The organism is Pseudomonas sp. GW821-FHT09H03 (genome assembly GCF_059415945.1).
Genome location: NZ_JBWKOF010000005.1, coordinates 55,386 through 72,860 on the forward strand (window position 1 = coordinate 55,386; position 17,475 = coordinate 72,860).

Genomic DNA, 17,475 nt, shown 5'->3' on the forward strand with positions numbered 1-17,475 from the left:
ACGCCTGCTGGTCTTGGGTTTGCCATGATTTTGCTGGCTTGTGAGACCTTTGAATTAATCGATGGACGGTCGTAAGCGAGGATATTCAAGGGTTGTAGCTGGTCGAGTGTGTCAGATTTGAGTCACCGTTTTTTTGGCGCCTTACTAAATAGTTCGGTTGTTGTTGTTCCTGGGTGGCGTAATGCTACTGCCAAAAACGGGCCGACAAATTATTGGCGGTTAAGGTTTTTGGTCATTGCAAAGACAATGATCAGGCCATTGAAGCTGGGCGAAAAATCTGTCGGCCTCTGGCCGCGAGAGTGGGTGGAGGCAGGCACAAAGTGCGCCTCGATCTGATTGCGTTGAGGTCGAGATGGCGCCCACCGAGAGCGCCAGTCGACTCAATTGACGCTGGCATCTGCTGGGCGCACGTCGGCGGTACGCGCCGCCTTCACCGGGTCGTGCAGCAGGGTGAAACCCCGGCTGAGCAAGGTGTCGCCAATGAAGCGCGCCCCCACTTCATTCAAATGCGAATCATCGAGGTACAACAACTTGCCCTGGATGATCGGGCTGCATACGCCTGCCGGGCATATCACCTGATTGGGATCGATAAATCGTACCTGCGGGAACTTCGCCTGCACGTCCGCCCAATAGGGCGCCAAGGCACTCTGGGGCACCGCGCAACTGCGTTTGGAGTTGAACATCAGGCGACGGATCGGGCAGCTCGCGGCCTTTTCAATGTGCTGGTTGCTCAGAATGACAATCACCTGGCCGCTGTTCTCGACCACGCGCTTGATACTGGCTTCGACCAGGTCGCGGGCCTTGGAATCCTTGGGCCAGATCGCTGCCAGCACCACATAGCGGTAATGGTTCTGCTCGATCAGGCTGAACACCCGTTCATTGCGTTTCGCACAATGGGCGGCATACACCGGGGGCATGTCGGCGGTATAGCCGATGATGGGCGGGCACGAATCCATGGTGTAATCCATGAGCGCGATGTCGTTCGGTCTGGCCAGGATATCGACCATGCCGGTGAAGTGATTGGCGAACGAGTCACCGATCATGATGCCGTCCACCTTGTCCTTTTTCGCGCCCAGGCGGCAGTTGTCGTTGGGGGCTGTGTTGTACAGCGCATTGGGGACGTGACAGCCGCTGCGAATCTCGCTGGGCTTGCTCAGGGTCATGGCCTCAAGCGCCGAAACCCCCGGACCGAAGCGTTGTGGAAAACCGTTGAACTGCAGACTCAGCGCCGCCACTGCGGCCAGCCCCAGGGCCGGCAGGGCAAAGCGGCGGGTGAACACCCGGGAAAACTGCCATGTCGCCCCGTTGCGCCGAAAAGGCACCTCGACAAATCGCCAGGACAGCCACGAGAGCAGGATCGAGGCGGCGATCAGCAGCGTCGCCACTGGCAGGTCGATGGCGATGCCCAGGTAGTTCAGGTAGGCAATCAAGGGCCAGTGCCACAGGTACAACGAATAGGAAATCAGGCCGATGAACACCATCGGCCGGCTGGTGAGCAGGCGTGAATGCCGGTCACCGCTACCCGCGAGAATCAGCAAGGCAGCGCCCAGGCAGGGAATCAGGGCGTTGAACCCGGGGAAGGTGGAATTGGCGTTCAGGGCAAACAGCGAGAAGCCGATCAACAGGTAACCCGCCAGGGCAAGACCATGGGCCGCCAGTTTGCCGATGACTCGCGGCTGGTGCAGATAGATCCCAAGCAATCCACCCAGCATCAGTTCGAAAAAGCGCGTGGGCAGCAGGTAGTAGGCGGCCGTCGCGAAGACCCCGGTGGCATATTCGGAAACGCCCACCGCAGCCACCACGCCAATGGCCAGCACCGGCAGCACGTAGCGCGGCGCCAGGCGATAAAGCAAGACGATGAACAGCGGCCAGATCACATAGAACTGCTCTTCAATACCCAGCGACCAGGTATGCAGCAGCGGCGCTTCACTGGCATCGGCGGCGAAGTAGTTACCGTACTTGACCCAGATGTACACGTTGGAAACACCCAACAGCGAGAGCAGGGCGCTGACATTGAGCCGGACCAGGTCCACCGGAGACAGGATGAAGGCGCCCAGGATTACTGTCGCCAACAACACTGTGACCAGCGCCGGAACGATGCGGTTGATGCGGCGCTGGTAAAAGCCCTTCAGCGAGAAGGCATTGCGTTTGACTTCGGAAAACACCTGGGAGGTGATCAGGAACCCGGAGATCACAAAGAAGATATCGACGCCAACGAAGCCGCCGGGTAACAAGCTGCTGCCCAGGTGATGCAAGAACACCGCAATCACCGCTACAGCCCGCAGCCCGTCGATGTCGGAGCGGTATTTGCCTTGAGTCATGCGCCTGACCATCCTTCTCAGTGGAACTATCCATCGACGTCCGCCCCCGTGACATTCACTGTCTGGATCCAGGACACTTCACCACTGGTCATTTGTAGCTGGAAAATGGCAGTACGCAAAATCAGCGGCCATGAATCGGCGCGCTTAATTTCCCGGCCACCTCAGGCACCGCCATCGTGAGCAGGCTCGCTCAAGGGATCTGTGGCGCGCACAGGCTTGGCATTCACCGAAGATCAAACTGTGGGAGCGGGCTTGCTCGCGATGAGGCCGGCACATTCGACATCACTGCTGACTGACAGGCCGCCATCGCAGGCAAGCCAGCTCCCACAGGGGATAGGGTGCCCAACGGTCAGCACCGCATCGTTCATCGCCAGGGCCGCCGTCGTCAGGGGCTGGCAAAAGCGTCACCGGACAAAAACCATTCAGGGCCGCTATCCTTGGCCCAGGCTTATTGAACGGGTCATCCCATGCTAGAAGTCCGCGGCGTTTTCAAAAGCTACGCCACAGCCCAAGGGCCGTTGCCGGTGCTGCAAGGCGTCGACCTGACGCTCAGGCCCGGCAGCAGCCTGGCGCTGATGGGCGAGTCGGGCAGCGGCAAAAGCACCTTGCTTCACCTGATCGCCGGGCTCGACCAGGTCGACTCCGGCAGCATTCGCAGTGGCGAATACCGGCTGGAACAGATGAATGAAGGGCAACTGGCGAACTGGCGGCGCAGCCAGATCGGCCTGGTGTTCCAGCAATTCAACCTGATCGGCAGCTTGCGCGTCGAAGACAATCTGGCAATTCAGGCGCGTCTGGCGGGGCGCCACAACCCACGCTGGCAAGCGCATCTGGTACACCGCCTGGGTCTGGGCGACTTGCTGCAGCGTTACCCGGAACAACTCTCAGGCGGTCAACAGCAACGGGTAGCGCTGGGCCGCGCCCTGGCCTCGCAACCTGAACTGTTGCTGGCCGACGAACCCACCGGCAGCCTTGATGAAGCCACCAGTGCCGAGGTGTTGACGTTGCTGCTGGAGCTGCTCGACGACAGTCCCACGACCCTGCTGATGGTCACCCACAGTCCCGCTGTAGCGGCGCGCCTGGCGGAAAAGGTGGTGCTGCACGGTGGTCGCCTGGCCGCTGTGGCTGAACACTGATATGCGCATCTTCGGCGTTACCCTGCAGGCGCTGCTCAGTCATTGGCGGCGGCATCCGGTGCAGTTTTTCAGCGTGCTGACCGGTTTGTGGCTGGCGACCAGTCTGCTGGCGGGTGTGCAGGCGCTCAACAGCCAGGCGCGCGACAGCTATGCCCGGGCCAGCCAGTTGATCGGCGGTGAACCCCAGGCCAGCCTCAGCGCGCCGGGGGGCGGGACCTTTTCCCAGCAACTGTTCGTCGATCTGCGCCGCGCAGGGTGGCCGGTGTCACCACTGCTGCAAGGCCGGGTCACGCTCAAGGGCCATGAGGAGCAGCGTTTGCAGCTGATGGGCATCGAGCCGGTGTCGCTGCCGAGCGGGGCGGCGGTGGCAGGACAGGCTCTGGCCATCGAGCAAGTCGTTGGTTTCTTCAGTGCGCCGGGGCGCACCTGGATTGCGCCGCAGACCCTGCAGGCGTTGGCCATGCATGAGGGCGAGCGCCCGGTCGCTGCCAATGGCCAGGCATTGCCCCCCCTGCAGGTCCAAGCTGAAATGGCCCCCGGCCTGTTGCTGATGGACATTGGTTTCGCCCAACAGGTGCTGGAGTGGCCGGGCCAGCTGTCGCGTCTGCTGCTGCCAAAGGACTTCAACGCGCCACTGCCCGAACCGTTCAAAGGCCAACTGCAGTTCAGGTCCGGCGGCGAAGAAAACAATCTGGCGCGCCTGACCGAAAGCTTCCACCTCAACCTCGATGCCCTGGGGGTGCTGTCGTTCGTGGTCGGGCTGTTCATCGTGCATGCCGCGATCGGCCTGGCGCTGGAGCAACGCCGGGGCCTGCTGCTGACCTTGCGCGCCTGCGGCGTCAGCGCGCGGATGTTGATCACCTGCCTCGCTGTCGAACTCGGCGCCCTGGCCTTGATCGGCGGTGTGGCTGGGGTCGTCAGCGGCTACCTGCTGGCCGGTATGCTGTTGCCGGACGTCGCTGCCAGTTTGCGTGGGTTGTACGGCGCCGAAGTGGCGGGGCAGTTGAACCTGAGCCCCTTGTGGTGGTTAAGCGGCATCGGTCTGAGCCTGTTGGGTGCCTTGCTGGCCGGGGCGGGCAGTCTGCTGCGCGCCGCGCGTTTGCCCTTGTTGGCCCTGGCCGCCCCGCAAGCGTGGCATCAGGCTCATGCGCGATGGTTGCGACGCCAGGCCTGGGCGGCGTGCCTGGCCGGAGTGATCGCGGTGCTGGCACTGTTTTTTGGCGACAGCCTGGTCAGCGGCTTCGTGTTGATGGCTGCACTGTTGATCGGGGCCGCGCTGGCATTGCCGGTGCTGCTCAGTAGCGTGCTCAACCTTGGGTTGCAGCGCAGTCGCTCGGTGCTCGGGCAATGGTTTCTCGCCGATTGCCGTCAGCAATTGCCAAGCCTGAGCCTGGCCTTGATGGCGCTGCTGCTGGCATTGGCGGCGAACATCGGCGCCGGCAGCATGACCGGCGGTTTTCGCCAGACCTTCAGCGACTGGCTCGAACAGCGGCTGACCGCCGAGCTGTACCTCAACCCTCAGGACCCGGCACAGGCCCGGGAGCTGCACAGCTGGCTCATACAGCAGCCGCATCTGACCGCGGTGCTGCCCAACTGGCAGGTGTCGATCCAGTTGCAGGGTTGGCCTGCAGAGGTGTTCGGCGTGATCGACCACCCGACCTATCGCCAGCACTGGCCGCTATTGGAGACCCTCGACGAGCGGCCTTGGGATCATCTGGCCGGCGACGATACGCTGATGCTCAGTGAACAACTGGCGCGGCGGCTGCGCCTGCATCTGGGCGACCACTTGACGCTGCCGACGCCAAACGGATCCTGGTCACCACGGATCGTCGGCATCTACGCCGATTACGGCAATCCCGGGGGGCACATCCTGGTCAATGCCAACCACCTGCTGCGCCACTGGCCGCAGCTTGCTCCCAAGCGTTTCAACCTGCGTATCGAGCCGGCGGCGATCCCGGTGTTCGTCACCGCGCTGCAGGCGCGCTTCAACCTGGACGACAGCCGCATTGTCGATCAGGCGCGGCTCAAGGACTGGTCCAGCCAGGTTTTCGAGCGCACCTTCGCCGCTACCGCTGCACTCAACAGTCTGACCCTGTGCGTGGCCGGGGTAGCATTGTTCATCAGTCTGCTGACCCAAAGCCAGAGCCGTCTCGGGCAACTGGCGCCACTTTGGGCGCTGGGCGTGACGCGTCGGCAACTGATGCTGCTCAATCTGGGGCAAACCTGGTTGCTGGCGCTGCTGACCCTGGTCCTGGCATTGCCGTTGGGCATCGTCCTGGCCTGGTGCCTGGATACGGTGATCAACGTGCAGGCTTTTGGCTGGCGCCTGCCGTTGCGGGTGTACCCGGTGCAATTGTTGCAGTTGATGGGGCTGGCGATAATGGCGACGCTGCTGGCTTCGGCGTGGCCGCTGTACAGCTTGTACCGCACGCAACCGGCGGACTTGCTGAGGACCTTTGCCCATGAGGATTAGAATTGGCCTGCTGCTGTTGGCAATGCTGGCCAGCGGTTGCGATCAAGTGCAGCCGCCGGAAAAAGGCTTCGCCGGGCTGGGCGACCAGGCCGCCACATTCAATCCGGTAGTGCCCGGTCGAGTGTTCAGCTTTCCGGCGGACCATGGCGCGCATGAAGGTTTTCGCATCGAGTGGTGGTACGTCACCGCCAACCTGAAGGACGATCAGGGCCGTGAGTTCGGTGCGCAATGGACGCTGTTTCGCAGCGCCCTGAGCGCCGCTCCACAAACCTGCGGCTGGAGTAATCAGACCATTTGGTTCGGCCACGCGGCGGTGACCTCGGCTACGGTGCATCACGCCGCGCAACGCTACGCCCGTGGTGGCGTGGGCCAGGCCGGGGTCAGCCTGCATCCGTTGATCGCGTGGATCGACGACTGGAGTTTGAGCAGTCAGGCGTCTGCCGACAATCCCTTGGCCGATGTGCGACTCAGCGCCCGTGACAAGGGGTTCAGCTACGAACTGCGGCTGACCTCGACGCTCCCTCTGGTGCTGCAGGGGGTCAAGGGATTCAGCCAGAAATCCGAACAGGGCCAGGCCTCGTACTATTACAGCCAGCCGTTCTTCCAGGCCAGCGGCACCCTGGAGATCGACGGCAAAACCTTCCAGGTCAACGGCCCGGCCTGGCTCGACCGCGAATGGAGCAGCCAACCGCTGACGGCCAACCAGACTGGCTGGGACTGGTTTTCCCTGCACCTGGCCGGCGGCGAACAGCTGATGCTCTATCGCATGCGGCAAAAGGACGGTGAGCCATACATCACCGGCACCTGGATCGACGCCCAGGGCCAGACACAGCTATTGAGCGCCCGCGACATCCATCTCACGCCGCAAGAAACCGCCACGGTGGCCGGACGCAAGATGCCCATTCGCTGGTCGATCAGCATTCCCGAAAAACACGTCGATATCACCCTTACCGCGCTCAATCCGAATGCCTGGATGGATTTGCGCATTGCGTATTGGGAGGGGCCGGTGCGGCTCAGTGGCAGTCATGCAGGGCAGGGGTACCTGGAAATGACGGGGCACTGATTTTCCCCGGAACTCCCCATTGCGCACAATCTCTACCCTATTGAACCCCACGGGAGCCCATTTCATGAGCGACGACCTCAAGCCACCCGACCTCGCCTCGTGGCAGCGCCTGTTCGACGACAGGGCCTACTGGCAACAATCCCCCGATGCGCACTTCAGCGAACTGCAACGGCTGGCCGATGATTTGCTGGGGCAGGGCGCCATCGACCTCGAACAGTGGCAGGCCCTTAAGGACAAGGCCGAGCAGTCCCACAAAGATTCGCCCGCCATCAATGTCACCGAGCAAGTGAATGACCCTCAAGCCTGAGGAGATACCTCGGGCCTTGGTCAAATCCCACACGGTAACGGTACGCTGCGATCCACTAACCTGACCTGAAGCAAGGAAAACGCTGAAAACACCCCTGTGGCGACTCCCTCGCGCAAGAAACAGCGAAAACTCCCGAAACACCGTCTATGCTCATCCCACACGCCGCGTTGAACCTAGGTACAGCGCGGTTTGTTGCCATTTACCACAGGGAAAGTTCACCTTATGAAACGTCACGCACTGACCAAAGCCATCGCTCTCGCTACCTTGCTGTCTGCCACCAGCTTCGCTGCGGTTGCTGAAAATATTCCGCTGTCTTCCGTAGTGGTAGCTGAAAAGGTCACTACCACAGTCGTTTCGGTTGATGCCGCCAAGCATCATGTGGTGCTTAAGGGACCGGACGGTAATGAGTTCCCCGTGCAGTTGACCGACAAGGCGAAAAACCTCGACAAACTGAAAGCCGGCGACAAAGTCGACATCGAGGTCGCCAGCGCCGTCGTAGCCGACTTTGACACCGATGTCGACAAAGGCCTGCCGGGTACCGTTGAAAAAACCGGAGAAGTTCGCGCCGCACCAGGCAGCGACAGTCCAGGCGGCGAAGCTTACCGCCAGGTGCAAGTACAGCTGAAAATCACCGCGATTGACGTGAAGAAAAACCAGGTGACTTTTGAAAACCCGGCTGGCGAGACCAAGACCGTTGATGTCAAAAAGCCAGAGGTTCAGGCGAAACTGAAAGATTTGAAAGTCGGGCAAACCGTCCTGGTGACCTACACCGACATTCTGAAAGTGACCACCTCGCACTAAGCCTTGCGACTTAGCTTATAGCTTGATAGTTCTTGTACAGTTTTTTGTACAGGAACTATCAACTTTGATGTTCTATCCAGTGAGTTAGCAGTAGTTATCTCCATGTAATATGTCTATCAACATTTTATTACGGAGTGTGTCGAAAATTTCATGTTTATTTTCACGGACATGATTAGAGACTTCTACTAAGATACTTTCGTTCGCCCGGTGTCATGGCTCTTTACCAGTGCATGGATTGCCGAGGCCAATACACTGGGCGAACCCTTTTCTTCAAAAACATTATCGAAAGTTCAGGCATATAAAGGGACGACTTTGAAATCGCCCTTTTTTCATTTCGTGTTTTTGCAGTGCCTTGGGACAGCGATCTCCATGGCAGTTACAAACGCTATCAATTCAGCGACGCGAAACATTGTTCGATCGATCGCCGCTGACTTTCGGCATACAACCCCAGTTCATCAATGGTCGAACGCCCCAGGGCCGTTTCAAACACTTGCTGGTTGGAGTGCACGCCATAATGGGTTTGCGCCGAGTCTCCCAGATTCGACTGAAATATCCCCGCCGCACTGACCGGCAGGAAGTCTTCGTACACCAGGGGTTCTATCCGCAGATAACCGTTCTCCAGCAAAGCCTCCAGAGTCAAGGTTTTGAGGTCGCTTGCGGCCAGGCCTTTATCCGTCACGAAGTAGCGGAAATACGCCAGATCCTGTTGGCGCATGCCTTCGTAGCTGTCGGGGAATTCACTGAAATGTTGCGCCATCAGTGCGTTGTAGCGCGCGGCGTTGGCTTCGTTGGGGAAGTCCTTGAGTTCGTCCCGGGCGGCATTGAGCAAGCGGTCGTAAAGCGCTCGGCCCTTGGGGGTGAGGGCGACGCCGCGTTGTTCTATTTCTCCGAAGCGGGCGCTGTGGCTGCCGCGAGCATCGGCTTGATCGTTGAAGGCGATGGGCTCGTCCAGGGCTTTGAAACTGGTCTGGCGCAGCAGGATCGGGCACTGCCGGCGAGGTGGGCCTTCGATCACCGCTTTGGGGGTGATGCCGTGGGCCGGCATCTGCGTCTGGACGATGTCGATGTCCAGGGTGCGCGGCGTGAGGTGGTTGATGTGCGGGCCCTTGAACGCCACCACGTCGGCAACCAAGCGATGCTGGGCACTGAGTTGTTGATACTGTTCGCCGGTGACGGTGGCGCTGTGATGCCAGCGGAAGGTTTCCAGTGCCTCTTTGACGAAGTCTGCGGCCTCCTGTTCGGTCAGGCCTCCCTGGTTTTCGGCCCGCTCGATGAGGGCGAGTGCCGCCGGGGTAAAGATCGAGCGTTGGTCGAGTACAGACTGGGCGAACGCCCGCAGCTGCGGGTCTTCAATGAGTTCCAGGCGCAGCAGCGAGGTGAATACGCGAAACGGACTGACCTGCAACGACGCCTCATGCACGGCGCGAAATGCCGTGGAATGCACCGGCACCCCGGCCGGGGTCAGGTCGTAATAGCCCACCGGCAACATGCCCATCACCGCGAACAGGCGGGCGAGGGTGGCCAGTTCGGCGGCGGTACCGACGCGAATCGCCCCGTGCCGTTCCAGGTCCAGGCGTTCGATTTCACCGGTGTTGTGCAGTTGTCGCGCGATGTCCGGGGTGCTATCGAGCACCCCGCGGTTGGTTTGCTCCACCAGTTCCATCAACGCGCCGTATAACGGCACTTCTTCGCGGTACATGTCGGACATCGCCTTGGAGAAGCGTTGACGGATCAGGTCAGGGCTGACGAAGCTTGGCTGGTTCATGAACAGGATTCCTGGCACGGTGACGTAAAGTATGCGCAAAAGATCGCAGCCTTCAGCGACGCCGACAAACGAAGTTTCTGACGAACTTCATTCTGCAAACGACTGAATGCTCAGTGCAGTCGTTGATCCTGCGGGCTCTCCGAACGCAGCGATGCCAAAAACTCGCGATAAAGATGCGCCGTCCCGGAAGGCGCTTCGACCATGGGCATGTGGCCGACGGCATCCCATATGTGTACGCGCAGGTCGGCGATACCCTTGCTCCAGATCGCCACGCTGCTGACGTCGATCAGCCGGTCCTTGCGTCCCCACAGCAGCAGCGCCGGCGCGGTAATGTCGGGCAGCATGGGTTCCATCGACGGGCTGGCGCGAAAATCGCGGAAGATTTCCTCCAGTTCATCGCGCGATTGTTCGTAGCGCTGGGCGATGGCGTCGAGCACCACCTTGGGCACCCATGGCGGCGTGGCCATGGTCATGGCGTAGAAGCTGCGGAACTCTTCGCGTGAGTGAATCAGAAACGGGTTGTGGCCCTTGGCCAAATGCCGCTCCAGGTCACTCGGCTCCGGGGAGGTCACGCCGGCCGGGTCGATCAGGGCGAGCGAAACGATCCGCTCCGGGTACGTCGCCGCCAGCCAGGCAGCCAGGTAGCCGCCCATCGAATTGCCGATCACATGGACTTTCTCGACCCCGCAGACATCAAGCAACTGGATCATGCGCTTGGCCTGCAGCGCAATGTCGTAGCCGCCGCCGGCCTTGAAACCGGTTTCGCCGTGGCCGGCGATATCCGGGATAATCACCCGGTGGCTGCCGACAAAGTGTCGGGCGAAGCGCAGCCAGATGTTCTTGTCGGCGCTGAAGCCGTGGAGCATCAGGACATTGCTGGTAGCTTCATAGGGCCCCCCTTGCCAGGTCGAAACGGTCATCTCGGCAATGGGCACGACGATTTTATGCAGCCGATACAGCTTGGCCTCGGCCGCCATGTTCAAGTCATAAAGCCAGTAGCCTATGGCCGGGTAAGTCAGCCAGCTCCAGGCCGCGAAAACTGCGATAACGACGACCAGTAAAAGCATCACGCGTCTCCCTTTTCAGTGCTCAGGACAAAATGTGATCGGCGGGTTTCAGGGCTCGGGTCAAGCGGTGGTAGCTGAAACTGAACCCCGGAAACATGGCGATCACATGACCGCTCCTGCTTTGATACCAACTGTGGCATCCACCGGATTTCCATACAGTGCGCTCCATTTCCCGGTGAATCATTTCAGTGTAGGTACGTTCCGCCTCGGGGCGAACTTCGATGGAGCGCAAACCCCGGGTTTGCAATGTGCGAATGCAATCAAGGATGTAGTTCATCTGGGATTCGATGATGAACAGCGCCGATGTATGGCCAATCCCGGTGTTCGGGCCGCTCACGATAAACAGGTTGGGAAAGTCCGGCAGGGCGGTGCCGAGGTAGGCACGCGGGTACTGCGCCCAGACATCCTTGAGGCGGGTGCGGTTTTTTCCCGTTACCGGGTAGGAAATCACCCCGTCGGTGGCGTCGTAGCCAGTGGACCAGACGATCAGATCGACATCGATATGCTGGCCGTCCCGAGTGATGATGCCGGTTTCGTCGAGGGCGGCGATGCCTTGCTCGCGGCTGTGCAGCGTCACATTGTTGCGGCCCAGCGCCGGGTACAAAGTGCTGGAAACAATCACCCGTTTGCAGCCGATGCTGTAGTCCGGCGTCAGTTTGCGCCGCAGTTCAGCGTCCGGCACCTGGCGCTTGATAAAGCGCAGGGCATGCTGCTGAACCATGCGCACGGCCGGTTTCGAGTATTTGAAGGCGATCACCCGGGTTTCGAACTGCCAGTAGATCATCCAGCGCAGCAGCTTGTAGGCGGGTTTGAGGCCGAGCAGCCAACGCTGGAAGCGCCCGAAGGTGCGGTCAGCACGGGGTAATACCCAGTGCGGCGTGCGCTGGAAGACGTGCAAGTGCTCGACGTCCGGGGCAATCGCCGGGATCACCTGTGCCGCGCTGGCGCCACTGCCGACAATGGCCACGCGTTTTTGCCGATAGTCGTAGGAATGATCCCAGTTGTTGGTATGAAACGTCTTGCCCTGAAATCGCTCCTGGCCGTCGAAATGCGGTATCACCGGTTGGCTCAGCGGCCCGCTGGCATTGATCAGAAATTGCGCGCAGAACGTGCCTTTGCCGGCGGTGTGCACGGTCCAGTGGCGCTGTTGCTCGTCCCATTCGACGCCCAGCACATCGGCGCCCAGTTCGACCTTGTCCTGCAGGCCGAACTGCTTGGCCACATGGTGGGTGTAGCGGTGCAGTTCGGCTTGGCCGGCAAACATCTGCGTCCAGCGGTAGGGCGCGAACGACAGCGAATACAGGGGCGAGGGTACGTCGACCGCCGCGCCGGGATAGGTGTTCTGGCACCAGGTGCCACCGAAGAAGTCCCGCCGCTCCAGCAGGCGAAAATCGGTGATGCCTGCCTTGAGCAAATTGATCGCTGCGCACTGGCCGCCAAATCCGCTGCCGATGATCAACACTTGAAAGATCTGCATGGTCTTCCTTTTTATTGTTTTTTCCCCAACTCCACATTCATGTATAGACCGATGTAGGCGCTGTCGCAGGCTGGGATCTTTTGATCTTGTCTTTTGGCGCTTTGAGCGTCCCCAACGCTCGAAAGAGCACAGCCTGCGCTAGCCATTCGTGCCCAGGGGGGGCGGCCGCCAGCCGGTGATGGCTATTTAACCTCGCCCTGATAAACTCCAGCATGAAAGAGGCACAGTGATCCGGTTCCGTCCAGTGGCACAGAGGCCCCATGGCAAAAGCTGCAGTACAAGGAATTTCCCTGGCCAGGAGGCTCTATACGTCGCGAACCCTCGGGCTTCTCCTTGGATTGCTGTGCGTGGGCGCGGCAATGTACCCGCTGGACCCGCCACCCTGGGCCTGGGGGGTGATGCTGGTCAATGCGCTGCTCTGGCCCCATCTGGCGTACCAATGGGCACGTCGTGCCCGGGCGCCTTATCACGCCGAGCACCGCAATCTGCTGATAGATGCCTTCATGGGTGGTTTCTGGATTGCCGCGATGCAGTTCAACCCGCTGCCCAGCGCCACCACCATTTCCATGATGGCAATGAACAACGTGGCCATTGGCGGCCTGCGTTTTCTGCTGGCGGGCACTGCAGCCCAGGTGCTGGGGATTGGCGTCGGCCTGCAGATTTTCGCCCCGGCCTTCATTCCGGCGACCAGCCCGCTGCAGCTTTACGCCTGTTTACCCTTGCTGTGTTTTTATCCGCTGTTGCTGGGCTGGATCTGCTTTCGGCAAGCCCACACGCTCGGCCGTCAGAAGCGCGAATTGCTGGCCCTGAGCCGTACTGACAGCCTGACCGGGCTGCTCAATCACGGTGCCTGGAAGGATCAGCTGGAAATCGAATTCCAGCGCTGCAAGCGCCAGCACAAGGGCGGGGCCATCGCGTTGATCGACATCGACCATTTCAAAGCCATCAACGACACCTATGGCCATGTGGCCGGTGACATCGTATTGCGCCAGCTCGGCAAAATGCTCAGGCAGAACCTGCGCGCGGCCGATGTCGGCGGACGTTACGGTGGTGACGAGTTCTGCGTGATCCTTCCCGACCTGCCACTGGACCGTGCGGCGGCGGTCATGGATGCCCTGCGCAATCGCTTTGCGACACTGGGCTATGAGCAGGATCCGGCCCTCAAGGTCAGCCTGAGCATCGGGCTGGCGGCGTTTGACCCGCAGCATTCTGACGCCACCCTCTGGCTCAACGACGCCGATCACGCGCTGTACGAAGCCAAGACCACCGGGCGTAACCGCGTGATCTGCTGTGGGGATGGCAAATCCGAGCCTGAACTGCTGGATTTGCTGTGAGTGATCAGATGTAGCAACCGACGCCTTCGCGAGCAAGCCCGCTCCCACACTGAATCTGTGGCGAACACGACATTTGTGCGCAACGAAGATCCAGTGTGGGAGCGGGCTTGCTCGCGAAGGCGGCTGACCGGTTTACACCTGCATCAGGCTGTCATTCCTTCACACTCATGAACTCCTTCGCCCAACGGATATATTCTTCCGGCTGGGTGTAGGTATGAGTCAGTTCGGTCGCGTTCAGGTCCGACGCCTGGGTGAAGATCTGGCGTTGTTCACGCAAGCAGTCGTAGGTGGCCTTGATTGCCGCGAAGTAGGCGCCGTGGCCGTCGATGGTCACGCGCACACCCAGTTCCGCCAGGCGCTGGTCATCGCGCAGCAATGGGTTGCCGTAGGTCACCAGCATCAGCGGCACGCTCAGGTGCTCGGCGATCTGCTCCAGGTGATCGAAATCCTTTACCCCAACCATGCAAATGCCATCCGCACCGGCCGCCTGATATTGCCGGGTGCGGCTGATGATTTCCTGGACCGGCAGGATCCCCGCGTGGGTGCGGGCGATGATCGCCATTTCCGTGTCGACACGGGCTTCCAGCGCGGCGCGGATCTTGCCGACACCTTCGGCTACCGAGATCAGGTCGGTGGATTTACGCCCGAACTGGGCTGGCAGCAGGGTGTCTTCGATGGTCAGGGCGGCGATACCGGCGCGTTCAAGCTCGACAATGGTGCGCATGACATTGAGTGCATTGCCATAACCGTGGTCGGCGTCGGCAATCACCGGTAGTTGGGCGACACGGCCGATGCGGGTGGCCTGCTCGGCGAATTCGCTGAGGGTGATCAAGGCAAAGTCGGGTGCCCCAAGTACTTGCAACGACGCGACCGAGCCACCGAGGATCCCGACTTCGAAGCCCAGATCGGCGGCGATGCGCGCCGACATAGGGTCGAAAACCGAAGCGGTGTGGTAGCAGGTGTTGGACGCGAACAGTTGACGAAAATTACGGCGCAAATCTTGATGAGAAAGCCTGGACATATGAGTTCCACCAATGGAATGGAAAGGCTTGAGCAAAAGTGTCAACGCCGAAGGAACAAAAGGCTATCACGAGGGGGGGGCAACCATGATGACGAATTTGCAAGCCTCGACCGAATGCGCCCGACCGTTGTGACAGCGGGCAAGAGGAGAGTCTTGCCTTTCGCGTATCTGGACAATCACTACAGGGCGGCGATCATGCCGCCACCGCTCGCTGGCGCTGGTTGAGCAACGGCACTGCGCGTACCGAATCGCCAGGCTGCAGTTGCAGGCGCTTGGCGGTCTGGCGATCAACCATCAGGCTGTTGCCCGCCAGCCTGCCAGGGGCAGTGGTAATGCGGCAGTTTTCCAGCCGGCGGTTGTGGATCAGCCAGTGGGGCGAATGTTCATCGACTGAACCCACGGCCAGGAGTAGCTCCTGACTGTCACGCACGGTACGGATAGCCGAAACCGGGGCTTCGATAACCGGGCCGGCGTCGAAGATGTCGATGTAGCCCTGGTGGGTAAAACCCTCGTCGGTGAGGATCTTCAATGTCGCTGCGTTGTCCGGATGGACCTTGCCGATGACGGCCTGGGCCTGTTCGGTCAGCAGGCAGGTATAGAGCGGCTGGCGGGGCATCAGTTCGGCGATGAATGACTTGTTGCCCAGCCCCGACAAGTGATCGGCGTGCTTGAAGTCCATCTTGAAAAAATGCCGGCCCAGGCTGTCCCAGAACGGCGAGCAGCCTTGTTCGTCGGCGCAGCCGCGCAGTTCGGCGATGAGTTTATCGCCGAACAGGTGGGCAAATTCGGCGACAAACAACAGGCGCCCCAGTGCCAGCAGCCGGCCGTTGGTCCCGTGGCGCTGATCGGGCCGCAAGTATAAAGAGCTGATTTCCGATTGCCCGGTCATTTCGTTGTTCGGGAACAGGGTCGGGATCTGACGCTGGATGCCCAGGCCCGGTGATGAGCTGACCGTCAACCCGACGCGGTAGTTGTACCAGGGCTCACGCATCCCGATCCCGCCGGTCAAGGCGCTGACGCCGAGAATTTGCTGCTCGTCGTCTTCGAGTACGAACAGGTAATCGGCGTCGGCACGATCGACCTGTTCGGCGAAGGTCCGCTGGGCCCAGCGAACCCGGTGGGTCACGCGTTCTTCACTGGCTTGCAGGCTGGTCAATTCCGGGCCGGCCTGGCGCGCCAGCATCAGCAAGGCGGGCAGGTCAGTGATCTGAACCGGGCGAACAATCATGCTGCAGTTCCTTCTTCATGAATGCGTGGTTGTACCTGTCGGGTCATGCTCACAGGGCGATCAGGCGGACCGGGCTGCCCGCGGTGACTTTCAAGGCTGCGCACATGGCTGCATCGAGGGTCACCGACTGGCCAGCGATGGGGCCCAGGTCGGCGACGATGGCCCGGTAATCACCCAGGGATTCATTGCTGACAAGGTAGGTGCCCGTGGCATCGATGATCGTTCCAGGCTGAGCAATCCCCCTTTGGCTGTGGGCGATGGAACGGATATTCGCGGTGCGCGCGTACAGCGTCGGGCCGCCATCGAAAAGATCGACATAGCTGTTGGTTTCGAAGCCTTCACGCTCAAGGATATCGAAGGCTTCCTGGCCATCGGGGTGGATTCTACCGATACAGTCCTGTGCGGCCTGAGGCAGCATGGGCACATAAATCGGGTATTGCGGCATCAATTCGGCGAGGAACGTCCGGCTCTCCAGGCCACACAACCGTTCGGCCTCCACATAAGGCAGGTCGAAGAAATGCTTGCCCACGGCATCCCAGAACGGCGATTGCCCCTGATCGTCGCTGAAGCCGACAATTTCGGTAATCACCGCCTCGGCAAAGCGCCGGGCGTGGGCTGCGATGAACAGCAGGCGCGCCCGCGACAGCAATTCGCAATACGCCGTTCGCGAGAGCGGTGGGTCAATATGCAAACCGCGCAGCAAGGTGTGAGCGCTGAGGTCTTGGCACAACGACAACGCCGAGACGCCGTGCTCGATGTTCAGCTCCCGCGAGGCGCTGGTGAAGTCGCGGTTGCGCAGGCTGTAGAACGGCTCGCCGGGGCCGGCTGTGGCGAGAATTTCCGAACAGCCCGCCAGGCGCCGAGTCGTCAGGTCTTCTAGCACGAACAGGTAATTTTCCGTGCCCTGATGCTGCACGTCCTGGTCGAAAGAGGCACGGGAGCCGAGAATCTTCTCGCGCAACCGTTCACTATCGTCGGGCAGCGACGTGACGCCCACGAGGCTTTCGCGAGCCAGACGCTGCAACTGGGGGAGGTCGGTCAGTTCGACGGGACGCAAGACCAGCATGGAGATACTCCTGTATCAATGGATTCGGTGGTCTAGCCGCCGAACCCGACTATCACTGTCGGTTTTCCACACATTAAATCGGCAGTCGTCTGAACGTTTGTCAGGCGCTGCTCTTTTTCTTGTCAGACGCTTCCGGGTTTAACGACGTTGAACCTGGCGGACGCCAGAATATTCAGGTTGAGGCGATAGCGTGGTGGAACTGCTGATCGAATCATTGAGATAGGGCATCCGGGCTCCTGCTGGATGAGGGGAAAGTACGTTTCTACAATCCGTTGAAAACAGTATTTAATTATCGAGTATTGCCTGTCTAGTTAATTTACGCTCGGGTTACGCGTGCCCGAAAATGGGGCGAAATGCAGCGGCGTCGATCAGCAAAAGCAAACACCCGGTACGACCTTCTTGCGGCACAATTGCAT

13 protein-coding genes are annotated in these 17,475 nt (G+C 60.4%); 6 read left to right on the plus strand and 7 right to left on the minus strand.

Annotation, left to right across the window (positions count from 1 at the left end; translation table 11 throughout):
* Nucleotides 1–380 precede the first annotated feature (380 nt).
* On the minus strand, nt 381–2,321 hold the full coding sequence (locus AC07OG_RS08545; RefSeq protein WP_495066756.1) for an acyltransferase family protein: 1,941 nt from the start codon (nt 2,319–2,321) through the stop codon (nt 381–383).
* A gap of 467 nt (nt 2,322–2,788) precedes the next feature.
* Here AC07OG_RS08545 and AC07OG_RS08550 point away from each other — a divergent pair, with 467 nt between their 5' ends.
* The 5 genes from AC07OG_RS08550 (at nt 2,789) to AC07OG_RS08570 (ending at nt 8,101) form a co-directional block, all read left to right on the plus strand.
* Nucleotides 2,789–3,457: an ABC transporter ATP-binding protein gene (locus AC07OG_RS08550; protein ID WP_218423290.1), complete on the plus strand. Its 669-nt coding sequence runs from the start codon at nt 2,789–2,791 to the stop codon at nt 3,455–3,457.
* Nucleotide 3,458: 1 nt separating this feature from the next.
* On the plus strand, nt 3,459–5,930 hold the full coding sequence (locus tag AC07OG_RS08555) for an ABC transporter permease (RefSeq protein ID WP_495066910.1): 2,472 nt from the start codon (nt 3,459–3,461) through the stop codon (nt 5,928–5,930).
* Nucleotides 5,920–6,993, plus strand: a complete 1,074-nt coding sequence (locus tag AC07OG_RS08560; RefSeq protein ID WP_495066757.1) for a lipocalin-like domain-containing protein — start codon at nt 5,920–5,922, stop codon at nt 6,991–6,993. The genes AC07OG_RS08555 and AC07OG_RS08560 overlap by 11 nt, the downstream gene beginning before the upstream one ends.
* Before the next feature lie 64 nt (nt 6,994–7,057).
* On the plus strand, nt 7,058–7,300 hold the full coding sequence (locus AC07OG_RS08565; protein WP_218423288.1) for a hypothetical protein: 243 nt from the start codon (nt 7,058–7,060) through the stop codon (nt 7,298–7,300).
* Nucleotides 7,301–7,522: 222 nt separating this feature from the next.
* A complete protein-coding gene (locus tag AC07OG_RS08570; protein ID WP_060543687.1) occupies nt 7,523–8,101 on the plus strand; it encodes a hypothetical protein in 579 nt (192 codons plus the stop codon).
* A gap of 388 nt (nt 8,102–8,489) precedes the next feature.
* Here AC07OG_RS08570 and hglS read toward each other — a convergent pair whose 3' ends face one another.
* The 3 genes from hglS to AC07OG_RS08585 all read right to left on the minus strand — a co-directional run bounded on the left by hglS (nt 8,490) and on the right by AC07OG_RS08585 (nt 12,410).
* On the minus strand, nt 8,490–9,866 hold the full coding sequence (hglS, locus tag AC07OG_RS08575) for a 2-oxoadipate dioxygenase/decarboxylase HglS (protein WP_495066758.1): 1,377 nt from the start codon (nt 9,864–9,866) through the stop codon (nt 8,490–8,492).
* A gap of 110 nt (nt 9,867–9,976) precedes the next feature.
* A complete protein-coding gene (locus AC07OG_RS08580) occupies nt 9,977–10,933 on the minus strand; it encodes an alpha/beta fold hydrolase (protein ID WP_060543685.1) in 957 nt (318 codons plus the stop codon).
* Nucleotides 10,934–10,955: 22 nt separating this feature from the next.
* The gene (locus AC07OG_RS08585) at nt 10,956–12,410 is read right to left on the minus strand and encodes a flavin-containing monooxygenase (RefSeq protein WP_495066759.1); all 1,455 of its coding nucleotides are present in this window, start codon (nt 12,408–12,410) and stop codon (nt 10,956–10,958) included.
* Nucleotides 12,411–12,670: 260 nt separating this feature from the next.
* Between AC07OG_RS08585 and AC07OG_RS08590 the strand changes: the two genes are divergently transcribed.
* The gene (locus AC07OG_RS08590) at nt 12,671–13,744 is read left to right on the plus strand and encodes a diguanylate cyclase (RefSeq protein WP_495066760.1); all 1,074 of its coding nucleotides are present in this window, start codon (nt 12,671–12,673) and stop codon (nt 13,742–13,744) included.
* Nucleotides 13,745–13,895: 151 nt separating this feature from the next.
* Here the strand turns inward: AC07OG_RS08590 and AC07OG_RS08595 are convergent, their stop codons facing one another.
* The 3 genes from AC07OG_RS08595 to AC07OG_RS08605 form a co-directional block, all read right to left on the minus strand.
* Entirely contained in the window at nt 13,896–14,765 is an 870-nt protein-coding gene (locus tag AC07OG_RS08595; protein ID WP_060543674.1) for an isocitrate lyase/PEP mutase family protein, read from the minus strand.
* Nucleotides 14,766–14,958: 193 nt separating this feature from the next.
* Nucleotides 14,959–15,993: an arginine N-succinyltransferase gene (gene astA / locus AC07OG_RS08600; RefSeq protein WP_060543673.1), complete on the minus strand. Its 1,035-nt coding sequence runs from the start codon at nt 15,991–15,993 to the stop codon at nt 14,959–14,961.
* Between the two features lie 49 nt (nt 15,994–16,042).
* Nucleotides 16,043–17,059 carry an arginine N-succinyltransferase gene (locus tag AC07OG_RS08605; protein ID WP_495066761.1) on the minus strand — a complete coding sequence of 339 codons (1,017 nt, stop codon included), beginning with the start codon at nt 17,057–17,059 and terminating at the stop codon, nt 16,043–16,045.
* Between the last annotated feature and the right edge of the window lie 416 nt (nt 17,060–17,475).

What these genes read in the sequence shown, in the direction of transcription:
- AC07OG_RS08545 (WP_495066756.1), bottom strand. Translation starts at nt 2,321, where the DNA reads ATGACTCAAGGCAAATACCGCTCCGACATCGACGGGCTGCGGGCTGTA.
- AC07OG_RS08550 (WP_218423290.1), top strand. Translation starts at nt 2,789, where the DNA reads ATGCTAGAAGTCCGCGGCGTTTTCAAAAGCTACGCCACAGCCCAAGGG.
- AC07OG_RS08555 (WP_495066910.1), top strand. Translation starts at nt 3,459, where the DNA reads ATGCGCATCTTCGGCGTTACCCTGCAGGCGCTGCTCAGTCATTGGCGG.
- AC07OG_RS08560 (WP_495066757.1), top strand. Translation starts at nt 5,920, where the DNA reads ATGAGGATTAGAATTGGCCTGCTGCTGTTGGCAATGCTGGCCAGCGGT.
- AC07OG_RS08565 (WP_218423288.1), top strand. Translation starts at nt 7,058, where the DNA reads ATGAGCGACGACCTCAAGCCACCCGACCTCGCCTCGTGGCAGCGCCTG.
- AC07OG_RS08570 (WP_060543687.1), top strand. Translation starts at nt 7,523, where the DNA reads ATGAAACGTCACGCACTGACCAAAGCCATCGCTCTCGCTACCTTGCTG.
- hglS (WP_495066758.1), bottom strand. Translation starts at nt 9,866, where the DNA reads ATGAACCAGCCAAGCTTCGTCAGCCCTGACCTGATCCGTCAACGCTTC.
- AC07OG_RS08580 (WP_060543685.1), bottom strand. Translation starts at nt 10,933, where the DNA reads ATGCTTTTACTGGTCGTCGTTATCGCAGTTTTCGCGGCCTGGAGCTGG.
- AC07OG_RS08585 (WP_495066759.1), bottom strand. Translation starts at nt 12,410, where the DNA reads ATGCAGATCTTTCAAGTGTTGATCATCGGCAGCGGATTTGGCGGCCAG.
- AC07OG_RS08590 (WP_495066760.1), top strand. Translation starts at nt 12,671, where the DNA reads ATGGCAAAAGCTGCAGTACAAGGAATTTCCCTGGCCAGGAGGCTCTAT.
- AC07OG_RS08595 (WP_060543674.1), bottom strand. Translation starts at nt 14,765, where the DNA reads ATGTCCAGGCTTTCTCATCAAGATTTGCGCCGTAATTTTCGTCAACTG.
- astA (WP_060543673.1), bottom strand. Translation starts at nt 15,993, where the DNA reads ATGATTGTTCGCCCGGTTCAGATCACTGACCTGCCCGCCTTGCTGATG.
- AC07OG_RS08605 (WP_495066761.1), bottom strand. Translation starts at nt 17,059, where the DNA reads ATGCTGGTCTTGCGTCCCGTCGAACTGACCGACCTCCCCCAGTTGCAG.